The organism is Amycolatopsis lurida (assembly GCF_900105055.1).
Taxonomy (GTDB): Bacteria; Actinomycetota; Actinomycetes; order Mycobacteriales; family Pseudonocardiaceae; genus Amycolatopsis; species Amycolatopsis lurida.
Map to the genome: position 1 here is coordinate 120,005 of NZ_FNTA01000003.1, position 20,468 is coordinate 140,472.

At 68.7% G+C, this 20,468-nt stretch carries 22 protein-coding genes; 11 read left to right on the top strand and 11 right to left on the bottom strand.

Annotated features, from left to right (window positions below; all coding sequences use genetic code 11):
• Positions 1–46: 46 nt before the first annotated feature.
• Complete coding sequence (locus BLW75_RS02940; RefSeq protein WP_034318680.1) at positions 47–802, bottom strand: thioesterase II family protein; 756 nt, start codon at positions 800–802, stop codon at positions 47–49.
• A gap of 161 nt (positions 803–963) precedes the next feature.
• Here BLW75_RS02940 and BLW75_RS02945 point away from each other — a divergent pair, with 161 nt between their 5' ends.
• Positions 964–1,341 (top strand): hypothetical protein, encoded by a 378-nt coding sequence (locus BLW75_RS02945; protein ID WP_034318677.1) that lies wholly within the window; start codon positions 964–966, stop codon positions 1,339–1,341.
• Here the strand turns inward: BLW75_RS02945 and BLW75_RS02950 are convergent.
• Complete coding sequence (locus tag BLW75_RS02950; protein ID WP_034318674.1) at positions 1,338–2,201, bottom strand: alpha/beta fold hydrolase; 864 nt, start codon at positions 2,199–2,201, stop codon at positions 1,338–1,340. The genes BLW75_RS02945 and BLW75_RS02950 overlap by 4 nt on opposite strands.
• 57 nt (positions 2,202–2,258) lie before the next feature.
• On the opposite strand from BLW75_RS02950, the gene BLW75_RS02955 reads away from it, so the two are divergent.
• Both BLW75_RS02955 and BLW75_RS02960 read left to right on the top strand, forming a co-directional pair.
• Positions 2,259–3,077 (top strand): helix-turn-helix domain-containing protein, encoded by an 819-nt coding sequence (locus BLW75_RS02955; protein ID WP_034318671.1) that lies wholly within the window; start codon positions 2,259–2,261, stop codon positions 3,075–3,077.
• An 87-nt stretch (positions 3,078–3,164) separates the two neighbouring features.
• The gene (locus tag BLW75_RS02960; RefSeq protein ID WP_034318668.1) at positions 3,165–4,013 is read left to right on the top strand and encodes a fructosamine kinase family protein; all 849 of its coding nucleotides are present in this window, start codon (positions 3,165–3,167) and stop codon (positions 4,011–4,013) included.
• Between the two features lies 1 nt (position 4,014).
• Here BLW75_RS02960 and BLW75_RS02965 read toward each other — a convergent pair whose 3' ends face one another.
• Positions 4,015–4,689, bottom strand: a complete 675-nt coding sequence (locus tag BLW75_RS02965; protein ID WP_034318663.1) for a TetR/AcrR family transcriptional regulator — start codon at positions 4,687–4,689, stop codon at positions 4,015–4,017.
• Positions 4,690–4,782: 93 nt separating this feature from the next.
• Here BLW75_RS02965 and BLW75_RS02970 point away from each other — a divergent pair, with 93 nt between their 5' ends.
• A complete protein-coding gene (locus BLW75_RS02970) occupies positions 4,783–5,508 on the top strand; it encodes an SDR family oxidoreductase (protein WP_034318660.1) in 726 nt (241 codons plus the stop codon).
• 211 nt (positions 5,509–5,719) lie between these two features.
• Here the strand turns inward: BLW75_RS02970 and BLW75_RS02975 are convergent, their stop codons facing one another.
• From BLW75_RS02975 to BLW75_RS02985, 3 genes are all read right to left on the bottom strand, one after another.
• Positions 5,720–5,983 (bottom strand): amphi-Trp domain-containing protein, encoded by a 264-nt coding sequence (locus tag BLW75_RS02975; RefSeq protein WP_034318657.1) that lies wholly within the window; start codon positions 5,981–5,983, stop codon positions 5,720–5,722.
• Positions 5,984–6,064: 81 nt separating this feature from the next.
• Positions 6,065–6,661, bottom strand: a complete 597-nt coding sequence (locus BLW75_RS02980; protein ID WP_034318726.1) for a formylglycine-generating enzyme family protein — start codon at positions 6,659–6,661, stop codon at positions 6,065–6,067.
• Between the two features lie 61 nt (positions 6,662–6,722).
• Positions 6,723–7,859: a Cmx/CmrA family chloramphenicol efflux MFS transporter gene (locus tag BLW75_RS02985; RefSeq protein WP_034318655.1), complete on the bottom strand. Its 1,137-nt coding sequence runs from the start codon at positions 7,857–7,859 to the stop codon at positions 6,723–6,725.
• Between the two features lie 351 nt (positions 7,860–8,210).
• On the opposite strand from BLW75_RS02985, the gene BLW75_RS02990 reads away from it, so the two are divergent.
• Positions 8,211–9,290, top strand: coding sequence for an NAD(P)H-dependent amine dehydrogenase family protein (locus tag BLW75_RS02990; RefSeq protein WP_034318723.1), 1,080 nt, complete (start codon positions 8,211–8,213; stop codon positions 9,288–9,290).
• Positions 9,287–9,766, top strand: a complete 480-nt coding sequence (locus BLW75_RS02995; protein ID WP_034318653.1) for a carboxymuconolactone decarboxylase family protein — start codon at positions 9,287–9,289, stop codon at positions 9,764–9,766. Before BLW75_RS02990 ends, BLW75_RS02995 begins: the two co-directional genes overlap by 4 nt.
• Before the next feature lie 41 nt (positions 9,767–9,807).
• Here BLW75_RS02995 and BLW75_RS03000 read toward each other — a convergent pair whose 3' ends face one another.
• On the bottom strand, positions 9,808–11,349 hold the full coding sequence (locus BLW75_RS03000; protein ID WP_034318651.1) for a GMC oxidoreductase: 1,542 nt from the start codon (positions 11,347–11,349) through the stop codon (positions 9,808–9,810).
• Between the two features lie 173 nt (positions 11,350–11,522).
• On the opposite strand from BLW75_RS03000, the gene BLW75_RS03005 reads away from it, so the two are divergent.
• The 3 genes from BLW75_RS03005 to BLW75_RS03015 all read left to right on the top strand — a co-directional run bounded on the left by BLW75_RS03005 (position 11,523) and on the right by BLW75_RS03015 (position 15,821).
• Positions 11,523–11,888: an RNA-binding S4 domain-containing protein gene (locus BLW75_RS03005; protein ID WP_034318646.1), complete on the top strand. Its 366-nt coding sequence runs from the start codon at positions 11,523–11,525 to the stop codon at positions 11,886–11,888.
• A gap of 187 nt (positions 11,889–12,075) precedes the next feature.
• The gene (locus BLW75_RS03010) at positions 12,076–14,367 is read left to right on the top strand and encodes a cellulose binding domain-containing protein (protein ID WP_241783909.1); all 2,292 of its coding nucleotides are present in this window, start codon (positions 12,076–12,078) and stop codon (positions 14,365–14,367) included.
• The gene (locus BLW75_RS03015) at positions 14,364–15,821 is read left to right on the top strand and encodes a cellulose binding domain-containing protein (protein WP_091596663.1); all 1,458 of its coding nucleotides are present in this window, start codon (positions 14,364–14,366) and stop codon (positions 15,819–15,821) included. Before BLW75_RS03010 ends, BLW75_RS03015 begins: the two co-directional genes overlap by 4 nt.
• Before the next feature lie 43 nt (positions 15,822–15,864).
• On the opposite strand, the gene BLW75_RS03020 is transcribed toward BLW75_RS03015, so the two are convergent.
• Positions 15,865–16,605, bottom strand: a complete 741-nt coding sequence (locus BLW75_RS03020) for a class I SAM-dependent methyltransferase (protein ID WP_034318637.1) — start codon at positions 16,603–16,605, stop codon at positions 15,865–15,867.
• Between the two features lie 112 nt (positions 16,606–16,717).
• On the opposite strand from BLW75_RS03020, the gene BLW75_RS03025 reads away from it, so the two are divergent.
• Positions 16,718–17,290: a TetR/AcrR family transcriptional regulator gene (locus tag BLW75_RS03025; RefSeq protein WP_034318634.1), complete on the top strand. Its 573-nt coding sequence runs from the start codon at positions 16,718–16,720 to the stop codon at positions 17,288–17,290.
• A 97-nt stretch (positions 17,291–17,387) separates the two neighbouring features.
• Here the strand turns inward: BLW75_RS03025 and BLW75_RS03030 are convergent, their stop codons facing one another.
• The 3 genes from BLW75_RS03030 to BLW75_RS03040 form a co-directional block, all read right to left on the bottom strand.
• Complete coding sequence (locus tag BLW75_RS03030; RefSeq protein WP_034318631.1) at positions 17,388–18,221, bottom strand: bifunctional 5,10-methylenetetrahydrofolate dehydrogenase/5,10-methenyltetrahydrofolate cyclohydrolase; 834 nt, start codon at positions 18,219–18,221, stop codon at positions 17,388–17,390.
• Entirely contained in the window at positions 18,218–18,841 is a 624-nt protein-coding gene (locus tag BLW75_RS03035; RefSeq protein ID WP_034318628.1) for a cyclodeaminase/cyclohydrolase family protein, read from the bottom strand. The genes BLW75_RS03030 and BLW75_RS03035 overlap by 4 nt, the downstream gene beginning before the upstream one ends.
• A gap of 121 nt (positions 18,842–18,962) precedes the next feature.
• Positions 18,963–19,790 (bottom strand): peptidoglycan-binding domain-containing protein, encoded by an 828-nt coding sequence (locus BLW75_RS03040; RefSeq protein WP_034318625.1) that lies wholly within the window; start codon positions 19,788–19,790, stop codon positions 18,963–18,965.
• A gap of 171 nt (positions 19,791–19,961) precedes the next feature.
• On the opposite strand from BLW75_RS03040, the gene BLW75_RS03045 reads away from it, so the two are divergent.
• Positions 19,962–20,417, top strand: coding sequence for a hypothetical protein (locus BLW75_RS03045; RefSeq protein WP_034318622.1), 456 nt, complete (start codon positions 19,962–19,964; stop codon positions 20,415–20,417).
• Positions 20,418–20,468 lie beyond the last annotated feature (51 nt).

Sequence of the window (20,468 nt, forward strand, 5' to 3'; positions counted from 1 at the left end):
ACTGGCGCGGCGACCGTCGGACGACGTCACCGGTGTACGTCACGTACTAGGCGACTTCCGGCTCGGCGCCCACGAAGGCCGCCTCCAGCCTGCGGATCCGGGCCCAGAACGCGGCCTCCCTGCCGGAGTCGAGAACGCCCAGATACCCGCCGGGTACGACGCGCCCCACGAACGGACCGGACGTCCAGACCCGCCAGCCACCTGTGGCGTCATCGCCCGACGTGGACGCGGGATCGTCGGCGCCGCGGATCGCCGCGATCGGGCACGGGAGCCGTGTCCTGGCGGGCCCGCGGTAGGCGTTCAGCAGTTGGAGGTCGCCGAGCAGCAGGTCGAGGGCGTACTCCCAGCATTCGGGCGAGTCGCGATAGCCCGCGACTGGGGTGAGCCCGGTGCGGCCGAACACCCGCCCCATCGCCGACGCGCCGGCCTTGGCGTTCTTGTCCGGCGAGCGCCGCTGCGGGGCGCACGCGTCCACGACGACCAGCGCGCCGGGGGCGACATCGAGGCGTTGAGCGGTTTCCAAGGCGACGAAGGCGCCCATTCCGAATCCGATCGTCACGGAGCGGGAGAACCAGGCCTTCGGTGTCGCGGCGGCCAAGTATGTGGCGAGCTCTTCGAGAGAGGACGCAGGCGATTCCGCGAGCCGTCCCCCGTGTCCGGGATATTCGAAGGCCCGGACGTCCGCGTCGACCGCGCCCGCGAGCGCGTCGAAGGCCTGGCTGTTTCCGCCCGCGGGGGGAAACAGCAGGTAGCCGCGTTCGAGACTGTCTGATGTGGACAGTGAAACGAGGGCGGCCGTCATGATCCGAAAGATACGCGCGATTAACCCGAATGGGGTGACGGTTCGGATTCGACCAAGATCATTTCACCCTCTTGAGGGAGGTTTCGGCAAAAGGCTGCCCGGCCGTGTCGTATCTGGCGCTGCCCGTTCGACGTCCTGATAAGAGCCGGAAGGAGAAAGCGATGAACACCACGACACTGGCCTCGACCACGCGGCTGAACCCGGTGAGCCGCACCTTGCCGGTTCTGCTGGCGATGGAGGACGACGCCGAAGACATCGGCCGCCTGTCCCCGGACGACCGCCTGACCTGCCACGTGCACGGCCGCTGGATCCACCAGTGCGTCGCTTCCCCGCTGCACGTCAACCCGGTCACGCGCCATCGCTGGTGCCGCTCGTGCGCCACCGCGTTGACCGTCTCCGTCGACGAACTGTCCGGCGACGTCACGATGTCCTGTCCTCGGTGCGGTCACGGCGAAAGCGCCGCCTCGGCCAGACTGATCGCCGCCTGCCGAGCCAGTCTGGCCGCCGCGCGCCGAGGCTCCGGCGCGCGGGCCGCCTAAGCGACCCTGTCGAGGATCCGCTCGATGATCAGGTCTCGGTCCGGCGGGCGGAGATAGAGGTAGTGACCGGCGTCCGGCAGGATTTCGACGTCGGCATGGGGGAGCAGGCTCTTGAGTCGCGCGGCGGCAGCGGCGGAATCGTGCACTACGCTGCGCCCACCGAACAGGGCGAGCGTGGGCACTTCGATGGACCGCAACGCCTCGTCGCTCGGGCAGACCTGGAACGGCACCCGGGCGCGATAGCACCGGATACCGGTGAGCACGAGCCGCGCGGCCGGCTGGTCGAACACGTCCTCGCCGGCGGACCACGCCAAGAACCGGCGCCACAGCCGATCGCTGTCGAGTACGGCGGCGGCCAAGCCGTACCGGAAGACTTTCCGCGTGAACGGCGCCGAGACGGTGGTCGCGTCCAGCAACGTGATGGACGCGAGCCTGCCGGGTTCGTGGATCGCCTGGTTGACCGCGTGCCAGCCCCCGGTCGAACCGCCGACAAGACGTACGTCCTTCAATCCCAGGTCCTCGAAGACGTCGTCGAGGGCGCTCGTGCGGTCGCGGATGTCCTTGAACGGCGCCTTTTGCACGCTACGGCCGGCTTCGCCGAGAGTGTCGATCGCGTAGACGGTGTGGTGTTCGGCCAAGGCCGGGATGAGTGCCGCGAAGCAGGCCGAGGTCGCCAGGAGCCCCGGCAGCAGGGCGACCGAGCTGCCACCGTCGCCGTAGCGGTAGACCCGCGTGGTGCCGTGGCGCGTTTCGACGTCGAAGACCGTGCCCGGTTCCGGGCATTCGGCCATCGCGCGGTCGTAGGCGGCGAAATAGCGTTTTTCGGCCGCCGGATTTCTGAAACCCCCGATTTCGTTCATGAGCGGAACGCTAGGCAAACCCGTCTTCCGGGTCTTGAACGAAAGTAAGATGGCGCCATGGGCGGGTGGGGTCTCGTGGTTCCGCGGCGGCACATCGTCCGCGCGCCCGGCGAGCGGATTCTCGGTCGGCCGCACCCCGTCCTCGCCGCCCATGTGTCGAGCTACGTCGCACATGACCTTCCCGACGCGGGCGCCAACTCCTGGCAGGTCACCCCGTTGTCCGTGCTCACCTGGGTGATCGACATCGACGCGCCGGCCAGAGGGCCGGATGTTCCCGCGTCGCCGGTGCTGGGCTTGCGGGACCGGCCGTTGCGCGTCGAGCAGGCCGGGCGTTCACGCGGGATCGTCGTCACCCTGACCCCGCTCGGTTCGTACGCGTTGTTCGGGATTCCGTTGCGGGAGCTGGCGAACTCGGTCGTCGCGGCGTCGGACCTGCTGCCCGCCGGGTCGCTGACCGGCCGGCTGGCCGAAGCGGTGGACTGGCCGGAGAGATTCCGGCTGCTGGACGAGTACCTCGCGGCGAGGCTCGCTCGCGGCCCAGAGCTGGCCGCACCTGTCCGATACGCGTGGGATCGGCTTTGCGCGGGCCCGGTCCGCGTCGACCTCCTCGCGGACGAGATCGGCTGGAGCAGGCAGCACCTCAACGTCCGGTTCCGCGAGCAGATCGGGCTGAATCCCCGCACCGTCGGACGGATCGCCCGGCTCAATCGAGTGCTGGCGCTGCTGGACCGGGCGCCGTCGCTCTCCTGGGCGGAGGTCGCGCATTCGAGCGGTTACAGCGACCAAGCGCACCTCGTCCGAGAGTTCCGGGCGTTGACCGGGCACAGCCCGACCGAGGTCGGGAAACCGGCTGGGTTGTTCGTTTCGCCCCGGTGAAGGCCGTTCGTCTCTCGAAAACGCACGCACGCGGATTCCTCTCCGTACAACGAGCGTTCACCCGATCGGCGGAGGTAGGTTGCGGGCATGACCCAGGTTTCGACGCCTGCCGAGGCTGCCACGAAGATCACCGGACGCGCCGTCGCCGAGCAGAGGAGCCTGTCGAGCGGGGTGACCGAAGTGGTACTCGACAGCGGCGACACGGTGGTCGTCAAACGCGGCCACGCCCGGAACGCGACGCCGGCCGAGGCCGCGGGCCTGCGGTGGCTGGGAGAGCCCGGTGCGGTGCGGGTGCCCGAGGTTCGCGGCCACGACGGCGAATGGCTGGTCACGGAACTGGTCGGCGGCGGAAGGCCGACGCATCACGCGGCGGAGCGGCTGGGGAGGGGGCTCGCGGAGTTGCACACGTCGGGCGCGCCCGCGTTCGGCGCGGCGCCGCCGGACGGGCCCACTGACGCGTGGATCGGCCTGGCGCCGATGGAGAACACGCCGGGCGAGGACTGGCCGACCTGGTATGCCGAGCATCGGGTCCTGCCCTACCTCCGCCGTGCGGTCGACGAAGGCACGCTGAACGGTGACGAAGCCGCTGTCATCGAGCAGGCTTGCACGCGGCTTCCCGAAGTGTCGGAACCGCCTGCGCGCCTGCATGGTGACCTGTGGAACGGCAATGTGCTGTGGGGAGCCGTCGAGGCGTCGCTCATCGACCCGGCCGCCCACGGCGGCCATCGCGAAACCGATCTGGCGATGCTGCAGTTGTTCGGCTGCCCGTTGCTCGACCGGGTGCTCGCCGCTTACCAGGAGGTCGCCCCGCTCGCCGACGGCTGGACCGATCGGATCGGCGCGCACCAGTTGTTCCCGCTTCTGGTGCACACCGTCCTTTTCGGACGGTCCTATGCCGGGCAGGCGGTCGCGGCGGCGAAGGCCGTCGGCCGGTAGCTCAGCGCGCGAGGCGGTCGAGCCATTCGGCGAGCATCGCTCGCTCGGCGGGAGTCAGGACGTCGCCGGGTTCCTTCTCCAAGGCGGCTTTGAGCGCGATCGCGCGGCTGGGGATGTCCGAAGCCTTGTCCGGGCAGTCGGTGGTGATCGCCGCTATCACGTGCTCGCGCGCGGCGATGAGCAGATCCGGATCGCGCTGTTCCGGCGGGCTCGCGAGGAAGGACAGGATCACCCCCATTCCCGTCGCGTGCACCAACTGCGCGGCTTGTTCGACCGGCACGCGCAGCCTGCCCGCCTCGGCGATGCGTTCGATGATCCGGCGGAGCATCGCGTCGGCCTCCTGACGCGCTTCGCGAACGCGGGGCTCGCCGTACATGAGCATGTAGAAGGCGGGCCGGCGCAGGCCGAACTCGACATGCAGGTCCCAACCTCGCCGGAGGTCGCGCACCGGGTCGCCGGTCTGCCCGAGAGCGTGCTTTCCCTCCAGGTAGCTCTTGAAGCCGTACGTGGCGACAGCATCGAGAAGACCGTCCTTGTCGCCGAAGATCCGGTAGAGCGTCGGCGCCTGCACACCGGCGGCGGCGCTGACCGCACGCGTCGACAGCGCCTCGCGCCCGCCCTCCTCCAAGAGCTCCGCGGCCGCGCGGATCAACCGGTCTTTCGTCGTCAACGTCATGAATCGACGATAACACCTACCTGATAGCGCTGGTTCGATATCGCTGATACAGTGATCTCGTTATCAACGAAAACGCCTGATGGGAGTACTTGCATGGCACGCGTAGCGATCGTCACCGGCGGCTCGCGGGGCATCGGCAGGCAGTCGGCCGAGCGGCTGGCGTCCGACGGGTTCGCGGTCGTCGTCGTGTACGGCGGCAACAAGGACGAGGCCCAGGCCGCGGTCGACGCGATCACCGCCGGTGGAGGTCAGGCGATTGCGGCACAGGCCGATGTCGCGGACGAGCAGGCCGTCGCGGCCGTGTTCGACGTCGCGGAGAAGACCTTCGGCGGAGTCGACGTCGTGGTCCACGCCGCGGGTGCCTTGTACCTCGCGCCGGTGGCCGAGCTGGACCTCGACCGGCTGGACCGGTTGCACCGCACCAACATCCGCGGCACCTTCGTGGTCGACCAGCAGGCCTCCCGCCGCGTCCGCGACGGTGGCGCGATCATCAACTTCTCCACATCGGTGCTCGGCCTCGCGCTGCCGGGATACGCCGCCTATGCCGCGTCGAAGGGCGCGGTCGAGGCGATCACCCTGGTCCTCGCCCGCGAACTGCGCGGCCGCGACATCACCGTGAACGCGGTCGCGCCCGGTCCGACCGCCACGGCGCTGTTCCTGGACGGCAAGGACGAGGCGACCGTCGCGAGCATGGCGGCGCAGTCTCCGCTCGAACGCCTCGGCACCCCGTCCGACATCGCCGAGGTCGTCTCGTTCCTGGCCGGCCCGGCCCGCTGGGTCAACGGCCAGGTCCTTCGCGCCAACGGCGGCATCGTCTGAGCGGCGACCCGGATTCCGGGCTCGGGCACGTTGCGAAAGCCACTTTCGCAACCTTCAGCGTTGGGAAAGAGGCTTTCGCAACGCCGGTGGGTGACCGGTCGCTCCGAGTACCCGGTGCTGCCCAGGCGCGTCGCGAAAGCCACTTTCGCGACATGAAAAGCGGGCGGGCCCACCGCCGAAGCACGAGCCCGCCCAGTCCTTTATGGACAGATCAGACGACGGTGCCCTCGGAGTCGTCGTCCGAGTCGCTCTCTTCGATCTTCCACTTCAGCTGGAACTCGACCTCTTCCTCGCCGTCACCGCGCTCGTGCTCGATCGAGAACTGCGCGCGGGCGGGGACGCGGAACCGTTCCCCGGCGATCTGGATGCGGAAAGAGGTCTCGGACTCGAGCGCGTCGGCGAGCCGGCGCAGTTTCGCGACGACGTCGGCGGTGGAGTAGACGCGTTCGACGTCTCGGGGAGCGGTTCCGGTCACGGTTTCCTCCAGGGTCCGACACCCTGGCCGGGTGTCCGTGCCGTCATTCAATCGCGTGATCATCATGTCGCGGAGCCGGGGTCACAGTGACCGGGCGAGACGGAAGCCGACGTCGTCGACCCGGAAGGTCGGGTGACTGCGACGTCGTACCGAAGCCCGGCAGCTCCAGTGCTCGTCGAACCAGCCGCCGCCCTTCAGAACCCGGTATTCGCCGTACACCTCGGCGTCGTACACCTCCCAGCACCATTCCCAGACGTTGCCGAGCATGTCGTGGAGGCCCCACGCGTTGGGCGCCTTGCCACCGACTTCGTGCACGGTCTCCGCGGAGTTCTCGCGGTACCAGGCGATCTCGTCGAGCGGCCCGTAGCGCGGACCGCTCGTGCCGGCGCGGCAGGCGTACTCCCATTCCGCTTCCGAGGGCAGCCGATAGCCGTTCGCGGTCCGGTCCCAGGCCGGGGAATCCAGCCGGTAGGCGGGAGTGAGGCCTTCCTGTTCGGACAGGGTGTTGCAGAACCCCAGGGCGTCCTGCCAGGAGACGTCGACGAGGGGGAGCCTGCCGGGCTCGCGGGTGACCGGAACCGGGGCGAGCAGAAAAGACGCGACCTCGACGGTCCACTTCCGCTGTGTACGCCGGTCCGCCAGCGTCACCTCGCCCGCCGGCACAGTGATCATCTCCATGGTGCGGCCGATGCTACCCAGCGCGCGGGCGGGTGGCTCGACGTCCACCCGCCCGCGCGGTTCACGAGCGCTTCTCTCGCAGGACGAGCGGCAGCGCGACGACGGTGATAGCCGCGCTGATCCAGATGGCGTACCGGTAATCACCGGTCGACTCCGTGACGAAACCGGCGAGCACCGGCCCCAGGAACGCGCCCGCGTTCAGCGCGACGGTCGCGAACGAGCCGCCCAGCGTCGGAGCTCCCGGGGCCACGTGCATGATCCGGGCGACGAGCGCGGAACCGCAGCCGAACGACAGTCCACCTTGGACGGACGTCACGACGAACAGGGCGACCGGGTGCGTGCCGACAATCGCCAGCACCACCCAGCCCACCGGCAGGGCGCACAACCCGAGCACGAGACCGCGCCGGAGTTCGCCGTCGCCCGTGCGGCCTGCCACCGTGACGCCGAGGAACGCGCCGACGCCGAACGCCGCCAGCAGCCCCGAAACCGCCCCGGCCGGGAGGTGGGCGACGTCCGTCGCGATGACCGCGAGGAAGGCGAACGTCGCGAAGGTGGCGCCGTTCACCAACGCGCCGAGGAGCATCGCCTGTCGGACGGGAGGTGCTTTCAGTTCACGTGCTTCGTGCCTGATCGAGACTTCGCGCGGAACCGCCGCATCGGCGGGTGCGGAACGGAACACCAGTACCAGCGCGGGAAGGCACAACGCGGCGACGGCCCAGAACGCGGACCGCCAGCCGGCGAGGTCACCCAGTACGGCACCCGCCGGCACTCCGGCGACACACGACAGCGTGATACCCGCCAGCAGCACCGCGGTCGCTCGCGCCTGCTTTCCCGGCGGCGCCAGGGTGACCGCCACGGGCATGGCGACGGCGAGGAAGCCGGCGTTGACGATGGCCGCGACGATCCGGGTGCCGAACAGCAGCGGGAAACTCGTCGTCACGGCGCCGATGACGTGCACCACGACGAAGACGGTCAGGAACCCGGCCAAGGCACGGCGTCGTGGCCAGCGCGCGCTGAGCACGGCCATGGCGGGTGCGCCGACGATCATTCCGACGGCGTAGGCCGACGTCAGCGCGGCGGCCGCGCCCACCGGGACGGACAGGTCACCGGCGATCCCCGGCACGAGACCGGAAGCCATGAATTCGGAGGTGCCTTGCGCGAAGACGGCAAGGCCGAGGACATAGACGAACAGGGGCAACGGACGACTCCCAAGGAAAGTGAGCAGGAGGAGCCGTGCGCGAGGCAGGAAGAAGTCCGGCCGGACGCACGGAACAGCGCTCCGGTCACCGGGAAGCGAGAGGACCGACGCCTAACGGCCGGACACGACGACTCGCCGCCGGATGACCGGCGGCGGGGTTCTGTCCGACTCGGGGCTCGTCACGGGACGCACACTACACACGTCCGCCGTCGCGCCTCAACCCGATTGGAACAGCCCCCGTTCCGCGTACCGGAACGCTTTCGTTGCCCGCCGGAATGAACCCGAGTAATGCGCTCTGACCTGCGGTTTTCCTCATTGTTCCGGTACTGGGATTCGGTTAACCTCGACTTCATGATTCCCACTGTTGTCTGGGGTACAGGCAACATCGGCCGTGCCTCCATCCGGGCCGTCGAGGCGCATCCGGCGCTGGAACTCACCGGGGTGCTCGTGCACGATTCCGCGAAGGTCGGCCGTGACGCGGCCGCGCTCGCGGGAATCGACGGCGAACTGGGTGTGGCGGCGACCGATGATGTCGAAGCGGTTCTGGCGGCGGGGCCGCGAGCGGTGGTGTACGCGGCATCCGGGGACATCCGGCCCGCCGAAGCGCTGGCCGACATCGTCCGCGCGATCCGGGCCGGGGCGGTGGTGGTGACGCCCGCGCTCTACGCGCTGTACGACCAGCGCAACGCGCCCGCAGAACTGCGCGAGCCGGTGCTCGCGGCGATCGCGGAGGGCGGCGGCTCGCTCTTCGTCTCCGGCGTGGATCCGGGATGGGGCAACGACATCCTGCCGTTGCTGATCAGCGGGCTCGGCACCACCGTGGACGTCGTCCGCTGTCAGGAGATCTTCGACTACTCCACCTACGACCAGCCGGATTCCGTCCGCTATCTGGTCGGGATGGGGCAGCCGATGGACTACGAGCCGCCGATGCTGGCCCCGTCGGTGCCCACGATGGTGTGGGGCGGGCAGGTGCGGCTGATCGCCCGCGGTCTCGGTGTCGACCTGGACGAGATCCGCGAGACGCTCGACCGACGTCCGTTGGAAAAGACCGTGACCACGCGGGCGATGGGCGATTTCGAAGAGGGCACTCAGGGCGCGGTCCGCTTCGAAGTGCAGGGGATCGTGGACGGTGCGCCCCGGATCGTCATCGAGCACGTCACCCGGATCCACTCGTCGTGTGCGCCGGACTGGCCGATGCCGCCCAGCGGCGACGGGGCGCACAAGGTGATCATCGAGGGCCGCCCCAGGATCGAAGTCTCGGTCGAGGCCGTCGACGAGGGCGAGAACCGGTCCGCCGGCGGCAACGCGACCGCGGTCGGCAGGCTGGTCGGCGCCATCGACTGGCTCGTGGAGGCCGAACCGGGCCTCTACGACGCGCTCGACGTCCCCCTGCGACCGGCGACCGGCAAGCTCGGAAGGAGCGCGCGATGAACATCGACATTCCCGAGGGTAAGGACCCGATCGGCTACGTATGGGGCGAGATGGTGCCCGGTATCGGTGTCGCCGCCTCGCAACTCTCGCTCGCGGTGTACTCGCACACCACGCTGGGGCTCCGCGAGTTCGAGGCGGCCCGGTTGCGGATCGCGCAGATCAACGGCTGCGTCTTCTGCTTGGACTGGCGGACCGAGCGCGACGGGGTGAAGGTCGAGGAGGAGTTCGCCGACGCGGTGACCGAGTGGCGCACCACCGACGCGTTCGACGAGCGGACCCGGCTGGCCGCCGAGTATGCCGAACGTTACGCGCTCGACCACCACGGCATCGACGACGAGTTCTGGAAGCGGATGGCCGAGCACTACAGCCAGAAGGAAATCGTCGAACTGAGCATGAGCATCGGATCCTGGCTCGCCTTCGGACGGCTGAACCACGTTTTGGGGATCGACACCGTCTGCGTTCTGCCGAAGCTATGAGAAAAGGCCGAGGGCGGCGCCCTCGGCCTTTTCGATCGTCGTCACAGATCGGTGGCGACGATCTTTTCGATGTTCCTTTCCGCCAGTGCGGTAATGGTGACGAACGGGTTCACCGAGGTGTTTCCCGGAATCAGCGCGCCGTCGATCACGTAAAGCCCCGGATATCCGTGGAGCCTGCCGTAATTGTCGGTCGCCTTGCCGAGTACCGCGCCGCCGAGCGGGTGGTACGTGAGGTGGTCGCCCCAGATCTTGTACGTGCCGAAGAGGTCGGTCCGGTAGATCGTGCCTTCCTTGGCATTGATCTTGTCGAAGATCGTCTTCGCCATCTCGATCGACGGCTGTTTCCACGCGGTCTGCCAGTCGAGGTCGACCCTGTTCGCGCTCGGGTTCCAGGAGAACGTCGCGCGGTGGGGGTTCTTGGTGATCGACAGGTAGAACGAGGCGTAGGTCTCGATGCCGGTCGGCAGGGGCGCGACTTCGGCGAACGCGCCGCCCGCCGCCCAGTTGTCGATACCCGCGGTCGGGATGGACGACTGGAGTGCCCCGGTGGCGTCCCACATGTGGTTGGCCCGTCCGCACATGACGTTCCCGTTGTCGCCCCAGCCTTTCCCGACCTCGTTGCTGAGGTTCGGCAGCGCGCCGGTGGCCTTGAGCTTGACCAGCAGTTTGCTCGTGCCGACGCTGCCCGCGGCGAAGAACACCTTGTCCGCGGTGACGGACTTCGTCGCCGTCACGGTGCCGCCGGTGTCGAGCTGCTCCATCACCACGGTGTACCCGCCGCCGGACGCGGGCGTCACCGACGTGACGCGGTGCAGCGGCGAGATCGTCACCCGCCCCGTCGCCTTGATCCGCGGGAGATAGGTCTGCTGCAACGATTTCTTTCCGGCGTTGTTGCCGTAGAGGATCTCCCCGGCCAGCGCGGACCTCGGCACCGTGCCCGCCTGCTCCTTCTTCATGTAGTCCCAGTCGTACACGTCCGGGACGAACAGGAACGGGAAGCCGGACCGCTGCGCGTGTTTCCGGCCGACCCGCGCGTACTGGTAGCACTCGGCGGTCTCGAACCAGTTCTGGTCGATGGTGGCGACGCCGAGGCCCGTGTTGGCGCGCGGGTAGTAGACGCCGTACATCTCGTCGGCGTTGACCGTGGGCAGGACGGCGCCGAAGTTCTCCCGTTTCGGCGTGACGGCCATGCCGCCGTTCACCAGTGAGCCGCCACCGACGCCGCGCCCCTGGTAGACGGTGATGCCGCTGAAGTCCTCGGCGTCGAGGATCCCGGTGTGGCGCGGGACGTCCTTGTCCAGCGGGAAGCCGAGGAAGTTGCTCAACGGCTGCTTGGTCCGCGTCCTCAGCCAGAAGGAGCGGTAGTCGGGTTTGGTGGTGTTGGCGAAGATCTTGCCGTCCGTGCCCGGGGTGTCCCAGGCCATGCCGAGTTCGACGAGATGGACGTCGACGCCGGCCTCGGCGAGCCGGAGCGCGGCGACGCAGCCGCCGTATCCGGAACCGACGACGAGTGCCGGGATTCGGGCGGCATCGGCGATCGAACTTTTCGCGGAAGCGGTCCCGCCGAGGGCGGCCGCGCCCAAGATAGAACCAGTTCCTGCAATAAAAAGGCGGCGGGATAACTGTCCAGAAGCGCTTCTCCGCATGGCTTCGTCGCTCACGTGATCTTCCTCACCGTTGAGGGATTTAGAACAAGTTATACCTGCGGCTATGCCGGGTGGCAATAAAGCCGGCCGATAGGCCACTATGTACTGCTGTGGAGTCCACTCGAGTTGATCGCTGGCTGTGGGCCGTCCGGCTGACCAAGACGCGTCCGGACGCCGCGGCGGCATGCCGGGGCGGCCATGTCCGCGTGAACGGCAAACCGGCCAAACCCGCGACCACGGTCGTGGCCGGTGACGAAGTGCGCGCGCGGGTACACGACACGACGCGGATTCTGGAAGTGACGCGAGTGATCCAGAAACGGGTCGGTGCGGCCGACGCCGCGACCTGCTTCATCGACCGGACGCCCGCGCCGCCGCCCGAGGCCGCCATTCCGGTCGCGCGGCGGGAGCGGGGCGCGGGACGCCCGACGAAGCGGGAGCGCCGCGTGCTCGACCGGTTCCGCTCAGGTGAGCACTGACCCGTTGGCGCACAAGGTGTCATCGAGCGCCGAGCGCGCGTAGAACACCGGCGCCTCGATCCGGTGCCGTTCACATACATGGACATAATTCACATCCGTTGACGACCGACAGGGACGTGAACTATAAAGACGGGGTCCGGGTGTACACGCCGCAACACCTTCCGTCAGTCCGTCACGGAGGTTTCGGGTGTCCCGAAAAAGTCCTCTTCGTCGAGCCGTCCTCCCGGCGATCGCCGCCGTGGTCGCCACCGCCGCACTACTGCAGGTACCGCCCCAGGTGGCGGACGCGGCGCCGGGTCCCGGCGCGTTGCCCGGCCTCGACCTCGGAGCGGCCAACCGTCGCGCGCCGGTCTCGGGACTCTACGACTGGTCCAAGGCCGGGTATCGCGGCGGTGCCGCGCTGCCCGGCTCCGGCGAAGTGAATCCGAACGCCACCTGCCAGGTCACCGCGGCCGAACTGGCGAGCCAGTACAACGTCAAACCCGACGACGGCGCCGACGACACGAACGGGATCCAGTCGGCGATCGACGGGATCAAGAGCGCGTGTTCGCCGTCCGGGAGCTACACCAAGCTCAGCACGATCACCTTCCCGGCGGGCCGGTTCGACGTCACGCACGAGATCCACGTCGACGCCGACTACCTGATCCTGCGGGGTGCGGGCAAGGACGCCACGAAGTTCGTCTACGAACCCGACGCGAACACCCTCTACGACACGCTCACCCCGGACGGTTCCGACTGGGACGAGGACGGGATGACCTCGGGCGCGGGCAAGGGCGGTTGGTTGTGGCCCGGTCGCGGGCTGTTCCGGGTCCAGTCCAGGGGAGTGCACACGTCCTACTCCAGCGACCACGCCTCGGCGCCCGCGAACCGCAAGGACATCTTCGAGGGCACGATCAACGTCCATTGGAAAGCCGGGGTGAAGCTGCGGGGCAAGCCGGGCGACACCGCGTTCGCCGCGCGGACGGGGGACAAGGTCGTCCACCTGGCAAGCAGCGGTGCGCTCACCTCGCTCGCCGCCGGGAACCTGGTCAACATCAGGGCGGCCAACTCGCGGAAGTTCTACGAGCAGCAGCAGGCCACGCCGACCACCTTCCCGTTGCTGAACATGCACATGCGCCAGCAGATCTTCACGATCGCGGCGCTCGACACGACCGCGCGCACGATCACCCTGGACAAACCGCTCGAGTACGACGTCCCGGTGAACTCCACTTCCGACGGTTCGAGCCCGATCGACGGTGCCACCTACGACTCGAAGGCGGCACCGCTGGTCGACCCGGTGCTCGGTGTCGGGTTCGAGAATCTCGGCTTCACCCAGGACATGCCGGGCCTGAACCCCGCTGAGGCGAACAACAACTACGGGAACATGGCGCCGGCCGCGGAGATGCACGGGATCGTCTTCAAGTGGGCGGCGAACTCCTGGGTCCGCGGCATCCGCGCGGAGATGACCGGATCACATCCGATCGTCACCGAGGAGGCCAAGAATCTCCAGATCGTCGACAACGAACTCCATGGCTCGTGGAACAAGGGCAAGGGCGGCAATGGCTACTTCCGAGGTTCCCGGGTCTGGGATTCGCTCTACGCCGGCAACACTTCGACCCTGCTGCGGCATTTCACCTTCCAGTGGTCCGCCGCGGGCAACGTGGTGATCGGCAACTCGTTCGACTCCGACCTCAACCTGCACGGCGGCTGGGAACGCAACAACCTGTTCGAACTCAACACGGTCAAGGTCCCGTACGCGCACCGCTCCGGAAACTGCCGGGCCAACTGCGGCGAGGAGGGCGGCGGCGGACCCGACGATTCGAACTGGTTCCCGATCTGGTGGGGCGCGGGCAAGAAGGCGGTCAAGTGGTCGGGCGCTACCGGCTACCGCAACGTGTTCTTCAACAACGCCATGACCAAACAGCTCGCGGACAACGGCCCGTATAACGACTTCTACGCCGACCGGCATCGTGTCTACTCCTTCGGCTGGGATGGCACCGGGTACAAACACCTCGACGTCGGTGGCATACCCATCGCCGACTGGGCGAAGAACGAGCAGCGGGACTACACCGGTGGGCACGGCGTCGACGCGACCAAGACCGATGCCGCGTCGTCGCTCTTCCTGAAGTCCGTCGACGGCACCCCGCCGTCTTCCCCGTCTTCGACGACGACCCAGACCCCGAGCGCGTGCCTGAACGCGACGTTCACCCGTAAGTCGGTCTGGGAGAGCGGCTACGGAGGCGCCTTCTCGATCACCAACACCTGTTCGGCCGCCGTCGGTTCGTGGGCGGTCGAGTTCGACCTGCCGTCCGGGACGACGATCACCGGATCGTGGAGTTCGGTGCCGACCAGGACCGGACAGCACTACCGGTTCGGGAACGCGGCCCACAACGGCAGCGTCAAACCCGGCGGCACGGCGACGTTCGGCTTCAACGCCGCCGGTCAGGGACTCCCGGTCGCGTGCACGATCGCCGGAACGAAATGCGGAGGCACGGAATGACGAGGAAACGACTGCTCGCCGCGATCGCGGCCACGGCGTCGGCGGCCGGCCTGTTCGGCGCCGTCGTCACCGCCGAGGCCGCCGCGCCCAGCCTGACCGCGACCTTTGCCCAGAGTTCGGCGTGGGACAGCGGGTACGGCGGTAAGTACACGCTGACCAACGCGGGCGACGCGAACAGTACACAGTGGACGATCGAATTCGATCTCCCCGAGGGCACCTCGATCACGTCGTCTTGGAGCTCGGTGCTCACCAGGACCGGCCGGCACTACAAGGTCACCAACGCCGGCTTCAACGGCACCGTCAAACCCGGCGGCACCGCGTCGTTCGGCTTCAACACCAAGGGGCTCGGCCTGCCGACCGGCTGCACGGTCAACGGCAGGCCGTGCGGGGGAGGGGGCGAAACGCCGAGCACCACCACGACTCCGCCCCCCACCACGACCACGAGCAAACCGCCGACGACGACCACCAGCGTCCCCGCGGGAGACGTGGTCGACGTGAGCACGGCGGCGGAGCTGCGGGCCGCGCTGGCCGCCGCGAGCCCCGGCCAGACCATCCGGCTGGCCGCCGGAACCTATAGGGGTTCGTTCGTGGCCACGAAACCCGGCACGGCCGGCGCGCCGATCACGGTGACCGGACCGTCGACGGCGGTCCTCGTCAACGACGGCCCGTCGGGTGAGGCGCCGTCCTGTCCGGCACCGACCGCGGGCTGGGACTCCGGGTACGGCTTCTGGCTCTACGGTGCGCCGTACTGGCATCTCAAGGGCTTCACCGTGCAAGAGTCGAAGAAGGGAATCGTCGCGGACGACTCGCACCACACCGTGATCGAGGCGGTCCGGGTGCACCGGATCGACGAGGAGGCGGTGCACTTCCGCCGTTCCTCGGCGGACAGCGTCATCCGTGATTCGACGATCAGCCACACCGGCCTCGTGCAGGCGGGTTACGGCGAGGGCGTCTACCTCGGCTCGGCGAGTTCCAACTGGGCGTGCCACGGGAACTCTGGCGGGGCCGACCGCAGCGATCGGATCCAGGTGCTCGACAACCACATCGGACCGTACGTCGCCGCGGAGGCCATCGATGTCAAGGAAGGCACCGTGGACGGTGTGATCCGGGGCAACACCTTCGACGGCCAAGGGGTTTCCGGGCAGAACTCGGCCGACTCCTGGGTCGATGTCAAGGGATCCGGGTACGTGATCGAGGGCAACACCGGCACCTTCGCTTCGCCGGGGACCTTCGCGAACGGGTACGAGACGCACAATCCGGCGACCACCCCGTCGTTCCCGAACGGGTGCGGGAACGTGTGGCGGGACAACAAGTCCGATCTCGGCGGGGTCGGTCAGTACGCCATCAAGATCACGTCGACGTCGAAGTGCTCGGATCGGCCCAACGTCGTCCACGCGTCCAACACCGTGTCGAGGGCGGTGAGCGGGCTGACCAACATCCCGGTCACCCCTTGACGGACACCGGTGACGGGAGCGGCGCGGCTCCCGTCACCGGTGGTCAGTCCCGGACCGCGGTGATCGCGACGGTGGCGTAGCGCACGGTGAACCGTCCGCCCATCCCGTCGATCACCGCGCCGACTTCAGCGAGGATCTCTTGTCGCACTGCGGATTCGACCCAGGTGAGCGAACCGAACGTCGGAAGCTGGTCGAGCCATTCGTCCCGGGTGTAGACCCGGTCCCAGTCGTGGCGGCTTCGTTCCGGTTCGCCGAACCCGCCCGCTTCGCGCAGGCCGTCGGCGACCTTGACGATGAGTGGCCCGTACGGGTCCGAGGGTTGTTTCGGCACGCTGTCGAGATCGATCGGGGAATCCGGCACGAGCCGCCGGTAAGCGTCCGCCAAGGCGTTCGCGACCTCTTCAGGCGGTTCGGGTACGTGCCAGAAGGCGGCCAGGAGTCCGCCGGTCCGTAGTACTTCGGCGGCCTTGGCGGCGCCCGCCACCGGGTCGACCCAATGCCAGGCCTGTCCGGAGACGAGCAGATCGAACCGGCGTCCGGCGGGCTCCCAGTCTTCGAACTTCGCGACCGCCACGTCGATGCCGCTCCTGTGGGCGAACTCGGCCATCCGGGGATCCGGTTCGACGCCAAGGACGTGACAACCCGCCGCCTGGAACTGGCGCGCTTCGATCCCGGTGCCGGCGCCCACGTCGAGGACGTCGCGGCCAGGAGCGGCGGCGATGAGGTGACCGATGAGTTCCGGGGGATAGGCGGGCCGGGTCCGGTCGTAGCGTTCGACGTCCACGCCGAAGGATTCCGCGGCCTGTCGATGGCGATGAGGCTCTTGCCCCGAAGGTAGAGTGGGCATGTGCCCACCTTAAGTGGGCGCTTGCCCACTCGTCAACGCAAGGAGTCGTATGCCGACCGGGGTAGCCCTGCGCGCCGTCCGCGCGCAGTTGTTCGACGCGGCGGAGCGTGTTCTGCTGCGGGACGGGCCGAGCGGGCTCACCAGCCGCGCCGTGACCACGGAGGCGGACTGCGCGAAAGGCGTTCTCCATCGGCATTTCGAAGACTTCGACGGCTTCCTGGCCGAGTTCGTGCTGGACCGGATCGAGAGGCTGGACGAGAAAGGCCTTCGGGAAGCCGTCGGTACCGGAACGATCGTGGACAACCTCACCTCGGCGCTCACCGCGGTGTTCGAGTCGGTCGCGGTCGCGATCGTCCCGCTCGTGATCTTCCGCGACGAACTGCGCGCCCGCTTGCGCCGCGAGTGGCCCGCCGGGGTTCCGGTGCTGACCCAGGCCGCCGTGATGATCGGTGGCTATCTCGATGCGGAACGGGCGAAGGGCAGGATCGCGGCGGACGCCGACGTCGAAACCCTCGCGGCCACGCTCATCGGTGCCGCGCATCTGCTCTACGCCGACCGCACCGCCCCGGCGCCGGAAACGGCACAGGTGCGGAAGGTGGTGGAGACGGTGATCGGGACGTAACTCGCGTGATTGAAGGCGTAACTTCGTGTGTGGTGCCTGATCACAGGCAAGCGAAAGGGCGGCGAGTCCTCAGTGGACTCGCCACCCTTTCGGTGGATCAGGACTGCGCGGCGGTGACGGTGTGCCGCAGCAGCAGCGACGTCGTGACCGGGCCGACACCACCGGGGACCGGCGTGATCGAACCCGCGATTCCCTCGACCGCGGCCTGATCGACGTCGCCGACGAGCCCGCCTTCGGGAGTCGGGTTCGTGCCGACGTCGATCACCACGGCACCGGGCTTGACGTGGTCCGCGCCGACGAAGTGCGCGCGGCCGACGGCGACGACCAGGACGTCCGCGGTCTTGGTGACCGCCGCGAGGTCCTTGGTGCGGGAGTGGCAGACGGTGACCGTCGCGTGCTCGCCGAGCAGCAGCAGCGCGGCCGGTTTGCCGACGATGGTCGAGCGGCCCACGACGGTGACCTGGGCACCGGAAAGGGCGACCTGCTCCCGCTTCAGGATCTCCAGCACCGCGGCGGCGGTGGCGGGCGCGTAGGTGGGGAGGCCCGCGGTGAGACGGCCGAGGCTGACCGGGTTGGCGCCGTCGACGTCCTTGCGCGGATCGATGTGCGCGCCGACGTCGTCGAGCGTGACACCTTCGGGCAACGGGGTCTGGCAGATGATGCCGTGGACCGATGGGTCCGCGGAAAGCTTGTCGAGTTCGCGGGTGACGTCCTCGCCGGTGGGCTTCTCGAGCTGGACCACGCGGCAGTCGACGCCGACCTTCTTCGCGGCACGCTCGATCGAGCGCACGTACCAGGCGGTGGCGTCGTCGTCGGTCGGCACGAGCACGGCGAGCGTCGGGGCGGTGCCCGATTCGCGGAGCTTGGCGGCGGTCTCGGTGACCTCGGCGGTGATGGCGGCGGCGATCGCGCGCCCGTCGATCAGGGTCATCGGGCGAGCCTTTCGCGAACCTGGGCGATGAGGGCGTCGGCGCGCCCGGCGGCGGGGGTGTACTCGGTGAGGCGGGCCTCGGTCTCCTTGCGGAGCTGCTCGTCCGCCATGGACGCGAGGTTGACCTCGACGTTGACCACACCGGATTCGAGCGCGGACTTGGCGGACGAAGCCGCGACCGCGATGTCGGAGATGACGTTGGTGTTGGCGCCTTCGAGGATCGAGGCGGCGACGTCGATGACCTCGGCGGCGAGGGCGGCCGTGCGCAGCGGGACCTCGGCGGCGCCGACCAGCGCGGCCTGGATCGCGGCGGTACGCGCCTGCTTCTCCTCGTCGGTGGCCTTGGGGAGCTTGTACGCGGCGACCACCGCGTCGAACGCGGCGGCGTCGTCGGCGGCGAGGCCGAGCGCGCGCGTCCGGAGGTCCTCGGCCTTGGCGAGCGCCTCGGTCATGGTGGCCTCGTGCTCGGCGTACTTCGGCTTGCCGATGGTCAGGTTGCACACCATGGAGACCAGGGCGGCACCGACCGCGGCGTTCATCGCGGCACCCGCGCCACCACCGGGCGTCGAGGCCTTCGATGCCAGCTCGTCGAGCCACTGACCGACCGGTTGAGCCTCCACGCGATGTTCCCTTCCCGCTGGTTTTGCCGTCGCGCCGAAGCCTACCCGGGGCTTCCCGGACAGCCCGAAGGCCACCTTCGCGACGATCGACGTCGGCGAAGGTGGCCTCCGGCCGGCGGGGTCAGGACCGCTGGTACTCCTCCCAGGTCAGCTTCGGCGTGACGGCGGGGCCGTCGTCGGAACCGCGGCCGGCGAGGCCGTTGTAGCCGAGGTAGTAGTCACCGGCCTGGTGCTGCGCGCCCGACGACAGGTCCGGATCGGACAGTGCGATGGCGTGGATGTGGTAGGCGAAACCCTGGGCCGGGGTCCGGACCCAAGCCGCGAAGCCCACCTGGCGCAGCTTCCGCGCGACGTCGGTCCGCGTGGTCGAGGACATGCCCTCGACACCGATGTCGAGCGCGCCGCCACCATCGTGAGTGCCGGCCGAAGCGCCGACGCCGCCGGGGTTGTACGAGCCCTGCGTGATGGTGAGCTGCCTGCCGAGCAGACCCTCGGCCTTCACCAGCATCGCCTTGGTCCGCGTGTTCATCGTCTTGCCGTGGTAGGTCAGGCGGCTACCCGCCGAGACCACCGCGGTGACGGTGTACCGGCCCTCGCCCAGCTTCTCGAGCGACGTCTTTCCCGGCAGGCCGGAGGCGTCGAGCCCGGTGTAGCCCAGCGACTTCTGGTAGCTGGAGTACGCCGTGATGGTCGACGTCCCGAAATGGCCGTCGACGTACTGCTGGGCGAGCAGTCCCTTGTCGGCCAGCGCCTGCTCCACCAGCACCACGCTGTCCTTGGCACCAGGGGTCAGCGCGCTGTCGGCCCGGCGCGGGTCGATCTGCGCGGCCTTGAGCACCGCTTCCATGTTGGCCGTGGGCAACGCGGTCACTTCGGCGCCGGCCGGTGCGGCGGCCACGCCGAAGGAGAGCGCGGTCGCTGTCGCGAGCACGGCTACCTTGGTCAACAATTCCTGCCTCCTGAGCGGATTCGGTTTGTCCGGACAGCATGGGCAGGGTGAATACAAGGGCCGTACAAACGAACTTTTCCCGGGTCCTTGTCGCCCGGTCGGGTGTCACTCCGGCGAAATCGGAAGTGAGCTGATAAGACTTCCGGTGGACGCCGAAAGGTCGAGACCGACATGGTGCTACGTACTCAGCCACCCTCAAGGGCTCATCTCAGACTGCTCGCGGCGGCGGACTCGGCCCCACCGGCGCGGCGCCGCGACCGGTACAGCGAGATCCCCGACCGGCGGCTCGCCGCGATCCTCGCCGCGGAGGACGTGGCCGAGGAGCACGGCCTGAGCGCGCACGTCCGGACGACGTGTTACGTCCACCGCGGCTGGGTGCATCAGTGCATCTCCGATCCGATGCACGTCCTGATCGTCACCGGGCATCGCTGGTGCCGTCGCTGCGATCGCATGGTCGAAGTCCGGGTCGACGAGACCTTCCCCGGCGCGGTCGAGCTCTTCTGTGACGGCTGCGGTGTCCCGCCGGACACCGTCGCGAACCGCGAGGTCCTCCTGGCCTGCCGGACCAGTCTGAGCGCCATGCACGGCGGGGAAGCGTCGACGCTCTACGTCGTCCCGGACCGCTGACGGCACCCGATCGCACCGCACCAGGGACGCCGAACGGCCGTATCGCCTTGC

Excerpts from the sequence above, each read along its gene's own strand:
- BLW75_RS02940 (WP_034318680.1), bottom strand. The coding sequence starts at position 802 with ATGACGGCCGCCCTCGTTTCACTGTCCACATCAGACAGTCTCGAACGC.
- BLW75_RS02945 (WP_034318677.1), top strand. The coding sequence starts at position 964 with ATGAACACCACGACACTGGCCTCGACCACGCGGCTGAACCCGGTGAGC.
- BLW75_RS02950 (WP_034318674.1), bottom strand. The coding sequence starts at position 2,201 with ATGAACGAAATCGGGGGTTTCAGAAATCCGGCGGCCGAAAAACGCTAT.
- BLW75_RS02955 (WP_034318671.1), top strand. The coding sequence starts at position 2,259 with ATGGGCGGGTGGGGTCTCGTGGTTCCGCGGCGGCACATCGTCCGCGCG.
- BLW75_RS02960 (WP_034318668.1), top strand. The coding sequence starts at position 3,165 with ATGACCCAGGTTTCGACGCCTGCCGAGGCTGCCACGAAGATCACCGGA.
- BLW75_RS02965 (WP_034318663.1), bottom strand. The coding sequence starts at position 4,689 with ATGACGTTGACGACGAAAGACCGGTTGATCCGCGCGGCCGCGGAGCTC.
- BLW75_RS02970 (WP_034318660.1), top strand. The coding sequence starts at position 4,783 with ATGGCACGCGTAGCGATCGTCACCGGCGGCTCGCGGGGCATCGGCAGG.
- BLW75_RS02980 (WP_034318726.1), bottom strand. The coding sequence starts at position 6,661 with ATGGAGATGATCACTGTGCCGGCGGGCGAGGTGACGCTGGCGGACCGG.
- BLW75_RS02990 (WP_034318723.1), top strand. The coding sequence starts at position 8,211 with ATGATTCCCACTGTTGTCTGGGGTACAGGCAACATCGGCCGTGCCTCC.
- BLW75_RS02995 (WP_034318653.1), top strand. The coding sequence starts at position 9,287 with ATGAACATCGACATTCCCGAGGGTAAGGACCCGATCGGCTACGTATGG.
- BLW75_RS03015 (WP_091596663.1), top strand. The coding sequence starts at position 14,364 with ATGACGAGGAAACGACTGCTCGCCGCGATCGCGGCCACGGCGTCGGCG.
- BLW75_RS03025 (WP_034318634.1), top strand. The coding sequence starts at position 16,718 with ATGCCGACCGGGGTAGCCCTGCGCGCCGTCCGCGCGCAGTTGTTCGAC.
- BLW75_RS03030 (WP_034318631.1), bottom strand. The coding sequence starts at position 18,221 with ATGACCCTGATCGACGGGCGCGCGATCGCCGCCGCCATCACCGCCGAG.
- BLW75_RS03045 (WP_034318622.1), top strand. The coding sequence starts at position 19,962 with ATGGTGCTACGTACTCAGCCACCCTCAAGGGCTCATCTCAGACTGCTC.